Source organism: Bifidobacterium sp. MSTE12 (assembly GCF_000513015.1).
Classification (GTDB): Bacteria; Actinomycetota; Actinomycetes; order Actinomycetales; family Bifidobacteriaceae; genus Bifidobacterium; species Bifidobacterium dentium.
The window spans coordinates 1-5,284 of the sequence record NZ_AZYA01000025.1; the positions used below are offsets into that span (position 1 = coordinate 1).

2 protein-coding genes are annotated in these 5,284 nt (G+C 58.7%); one reads left to right on the forward strand and one right to left on the reverse strand.

What is annotated here, in order from left to right; translation table 11 throughout:
* Window positions 1–93 precede the first annotated feature (93 nt).
* A complete protein-coding gene (locus HMPREF1494_RS05690) occupies window positions 94–1,875 on the forward strand; it encodes a bifunctional ADP-dependent NAD(P)H-hydrate dehydratase/NAD(P)H-hydrate epimerase (protein WP_034520791.1) in 1,782 nt (593 codons plus the stop codon).
* A gap of 117 nt (window positions 1,876–1,992) precedes the next feature.
* Here HMPREF1494_RS05690 and HMPREF1494_RS05695 read toward each other — a convergent pair.
* The coding region (locus tag HMPREF1494_RS05695; protein ID WP_231495346.1) for an FtsX-like permease family protein at window positions 1,993–5,284 on the reverse strand (3,292 nt) is incomplete at its 5' end.

Sequence of the window (5,284 nt, forward strand, 5' to 3'; positions counted from 1 at the left end):
CCATCTCCATTCCTGAATCCGCCACGAGACACAGTACGGCTTTAATTGTACGTACTAAAGTAAGGGATATCGTTACCGTAAGGGAGGGATTCCATGGATACCGCCAATGAAGCCGACCGCCTGCAGACGCTCTTGTACGGCGCCTATGATTCCGATGCCGTGCGCGAGATGAAACGCCCTTTGCTCGACGATGGCGTTCCACTGATGCGCATGGCCGCATCCGCCGCGGCACACGTGACGATGGAGCTGCTCGACGATGAGGATCTGGCCGTTGAGGACGTGCGCGTGACCCTGCTGGTCGGCGCCGGCGACAACGGCGGTGACGGCCTGTATGCCGGTGCCGAACTTGCACAGGAAGGTGCGCAGGTTACGGCGATCGCCGTCGGCCGTTCCCTTCACGAAGAGGCCTTTGCAGCGTTCGTGCATGCCGGCGGACGTGTACTCGTGCTCGATCCCGCCGCCGACATTCCCGGATGCACCACCGGTTTTTCCGCAGGCGAGGCCGGCGAGCGCCTGCAGGCGGCCGTCGAGTACGCGCAGGGCTCGCACGTGATTCTCGACGCGATGACCGGTATCGGCGTGACGGGTGCGCTACGTGGCGTCGCCGGTACGATTGCGGCTTCGTTGGGTTTGGTTGGCGAGTTGCCTGACCGTCCCGCCCTGCCGAATAATGAGCCGTCCGCGGATTTGCCGCTGGTGGTGGCCATCGATACGCCTTCCGGCGTGGGTGTGAATGACGGTTCGTTGCCGGGTCCGTATATTCCGGCTGATGTTACGGTGACGTTCGGCGCGATGAAGCCATGTGCGATGGTGCCGCCCGCCTCGTATGCGTGTGGCAGGCTGACGCTGGTTGATTTTGGTTTCGACTTTGACGATTCGATTCCCGCGGCGGAGATGACGGACGGTGATTTCGTCACGGATTCGATTCGTCTGCCCCAGCTTGCGGACGGTAAGTATTCGCGTGGTGTGGTCGGGTTGGTGACCGGTTCCGCCCGTTATCCCGGTGCGGCAGTACTGTCGGCGCGGGCTGCGGCGCGTACGAATTCGGGCATGGTGCGTTACATGGGCCCGCAGCATGCGCAGGATATGGTGCTTTCGGCGTTGCCGGAGGCAGTTATCGGCAAAGGGCGCGTGCAATCCTGGGTGGTCGGTTCGGGCGTCCCCGCCGGCGATGACGAAACGGCTGATGAGGATATGCAACGTGAGACGATTGCCGCGTTGCTGAAGCATTACACGTTGGAACGGTCCGATGCCGATGGGTCGTCCATGGAGTTGAACGAACGCATACATGCGATGCCTCCGATCGTGGTGGATGCCGGAGCGCTGGATCTGCTGCCGGAACATGTGCCGGCGCAGGTGGTCATCACTCCGCACGTCGGCGAATTGGCCCGATTGCTGAACAGGATTGAGCATACCGACATCGATGTCGACGACGTGTACGCCGAACCGCTTGCGTATGCCCGCAGGGCCCATGAGCTGACCGGCGCGACCGTTCTGCTCAAGGGTGCGGTGACGATTGTGGTCGGTGAGGATGGAGATGGCGAGGAACGGGTGATTCTTTCCGGCCGGGCGCCAGCGTGGCTGGCTACCGCCGGCGCCGGGGACGTACTGGCTGGCATGCTGGGCGCCATGCTCGCACAACAGGATGACATGCTCGCCGACGATCCGGCGCTCGTTCCGGAGGTTGCCGCTGCGGCGGCCTATCTGCATGGTCTTGCGGCGGCGGCCGAATCACAATCCGATCAGCGCGGCTGGCATCGTCCGCGAATCTACGGGCAATCTCACCATCATCATTTCGGCACGATCGGACATCCGATTGTTGCCAGCGACATCATCGACGGCATCCGGACGGCGTTCATGGAGCTGCTGCAGTAGTCGGGAACGACGTCAAGCGGCAAAGCACCGAAGATAACGGCAGCGGTCATCCGGCACTCGTACCTGCGCTTATGCGAGATGCGATCGCTGGATGGCCGCTGCCATTCGGCCGACGTCCTATTCTACGGACTTGAGCGCGGCAAGCATGTCGACCGTCTTCAAACGGCGGTACACTACCCAACCAAGCACGGCCAACACCACGCCGACCACTAGGAGTGGCACGACGAAAGCCTTCCATCCAAGCGCCGGGTCGAACATGACCTCGTCCGGCGGCACCTCGGTGACGATATAGCCGTGCAGCCATGCGCCGAACCCATAGCCGGCAAGAATGCCAAGACCGGACAGCAGCATGGTTTCGCGGTAGATGTACATCGTCGTCTCATTGGTGTGGAATCCCAGCACTTTGATGGTGGACAATTCGCGGATACGCTCGGACACGTTCAGATTCGTCAGATTGTACAGGATCACCACCGCCAGCATCACTGCGACGATGATCAGTACTTCCATGATTTGATTGAGCGATTCCACGATCGTGGACACCATGTTCTTCTGCGTCGTGTTCTGCACCACACTTTGCACTGCGGACAGTTTCATGAGTCGCGCGCCCTGACGTTCCGCATTGGCCACGCTTGAATCCTTGAGACGCACCATGTACGAGTTCTCCGAGTAATCCGTGCCGAACATCTTCTCATAGCATTGCGCGTTCATGAATACGAAATGGCCTATATACATTTCGCAGATGCCGGATACTTTGACGGTATGTTCCACGCCGCCCGCATCGGTCACGCTGAAGCTGTCTCCCACGGACACATGCAGCATTTCGGAGAGCCGCTCCGAAATGATCGCGCCATCGTTGACCATGATCCGCTTCTCATGCGACGATCTATCGCGCAAGGTCAGATACGTGCCGAAATTATATGCGTCATCCGTGGCAAGCAGCGTGATCTGCTGTTTGTCGCTGTTTTTGCCGGATGTTTTCGACAATTCCTCGTAATGTGCGGCGATCGAGGAACTCACCGAATCCTTGTTCAACGCTTTTTTGAGCTCATCGATCTGAGCGGAATTCGTGCTTGACCGTTCGACCGCGATCAGATCGTAATGAATCAGTTCGTCGAACTGCCGCTCGCCTATCTGACCGATGGACGCCTGCACGCCAAGTCCTGCGGTGAGCAGCGACACAGCGCCGCAAACGCCGAATATAGTCATGAACATACGCATCTTGTAACGGAAGATGTTGCGTGCAGTCACTTTGCGGGTGAAGTTGAGCCTATTCCAGATCGGCGTAACACGCTCCAGGAAAATCTTGGAGCCTTTCGCCGGTGGCTTCGGTAGGAGCAGGGCAGCCGGCTTCTCGCGCAACTCCCGTGAGGCGACGATCCACGTGGGCACGACCGCGCTCATCCAGGCTAGCAGGAACGAAACCAATGTGACCCACGGGTGAAATCCAAGCTTGATGGAGGGCATGGTGAAACCACTGCTGTAGGCGTGCTCCACGATGAGCGGAAGCACCGTATGCCCGGCCAGCACACCGATGACGGTTCCAATGGTCGAAGCCGTGAAACCGTAGACCGTGAATTTGAGCATCACATCGCCGTTCGTATAACCGAGGGCTTTCAGCGTGCCGGAATTCGTACGCTCCTCGTCCACCATGCGCCCCATGGTGGTGAAGGTGACGAGCGCTGCGACGAAATACAGGAAAATCGGGAAGATGTTCGCCAGCTTGCCGATGATGTTCACAATGACCATGTAGACGCGGTAGCCCTGCGAGGTGAGCCCTTCACGCCTGCCGCTGACCGAGTATGCGGGAACGGTAAGGTTGTCGGCCTGTTCCTGCGCCAGTTCGATCCGTGTTTTCGCCTCGGCTATTTTCTTTTCGGCTTTCGGTTTGTTGCTGTTGAATTCGGCGAGTTTGCTCTCGTACTCTTCTTCGGCCTTCTCGATGCTTCGTCGGCCTTCGATGAGCTGTTCGGCTCCGTCTACGGCCGTACTACTTGCCTGCGAGGCCACTTGGCCAAGTTGCGCCTGCTTGTTGGCTATGAGGTTGGAGGCCTGTGCAAGATTGTCGGCGTTGTTCTGGTATTCCTGCGATCCTTGTTCAAGCTGGTTCACGCCATCCTGATACTGCTGAAGACCGTTGTTGTATTCTTCCAGCCGCTCATTGTATTCCTGCACGGACGTGTTGTATTGGCCCAGCACCGTCTCGTACCGTTGCTTGAGTTGCTCGTATACCGCTCCCGTGGTGCCGACCCGTTCCATCTTGTTCAGCATGGCTGCGGCCTGGTCGAGCATGGTTTTGGTGAGTTCAAGCTGGGTGCGAGCGTCATCGAGCTGCGATTTGGCGTCGGAAAGCTTGTTCCATGATTCGGAAAGCCGGTCTTGTCCTTCGACGAGTTTCGTCTGCGCCGACTGCAGTTGCACTTGGCCGGCCGCGACCGACGCGTTGGCCGAGGCGATCTGCGATTGTGCCGACGCAAGCTGTGCGATGGCCGCGGAACCTTCCTGCACCATGGTCGTTTCGCCTTCGCTCATCTGGTCCTTGGCGCTTGCGATCTGCGCTTTGGCATCGGCAAGCTGCGCTTCCGCGTCGGCGAGCTGCTGTTCGGAATCCTTGACCTGCTGTCTGGCCTGATCGATTTTCTCCTGCTGCTGCTCACGGATGCTCGACTCTCGTGCTTCCGGTTGGCCGGCAAGAAGTTTGACGAGTTGGTCCTTGTGTTTCTGTATGCGGTCGCGGTAATCATCCGTCCAATAGTCAAGATGCTCAGTATCGTTGTAGACGATGCGTGCGATCATCGTCACCTCGGAGTCGAATTCCGACGGCATGGCCACGGCGTATGAGGTCAGTGTGCCGCTGCCGGATGTGGACTGGCCCATGTTCAGTCCGGATACGATTTCGCTTGCGCGCACGAAACCAACGACTTCGAAGCGATGATGACGCAATACGGTACTGCCGGAGATGTCGGCTTTTTCAGTGACGTCAAGCGTGCTGCCCACAGCGAATGCGCTCCGCTGGTTCAGGTCAAGGACGATTTCTCCCTGCCGTTTCGGCATCCTGCCCTCCACCACGTCATAGGTGGAGATATGTTCCGGTTTCGAGAAGACGCGCATGCTGGAATCGGTGCCCTTGATGACAACGTCTTTGAAATAGCCGTATTCGATGCCTCTGACGCCGTCAGCCCTGCCAATGACGTCCTTATCGTCTTCGGACAGTCCATACGTGGATACGACCGTAACGTCGGCAAGATTGTTGCGCCCGTAGAATTCGGCACCGGTGGCCTGCATGTCCGGACCGGCCACTTTGAGACCGACCAGGGCGAACGAGCCCAATGCCATCAGGCAGACGATCGAAACGAATCGTCCTATCGAGCCGGACAGTGTCTGACGAATGTCCTTCCATAGGATGCGTTTC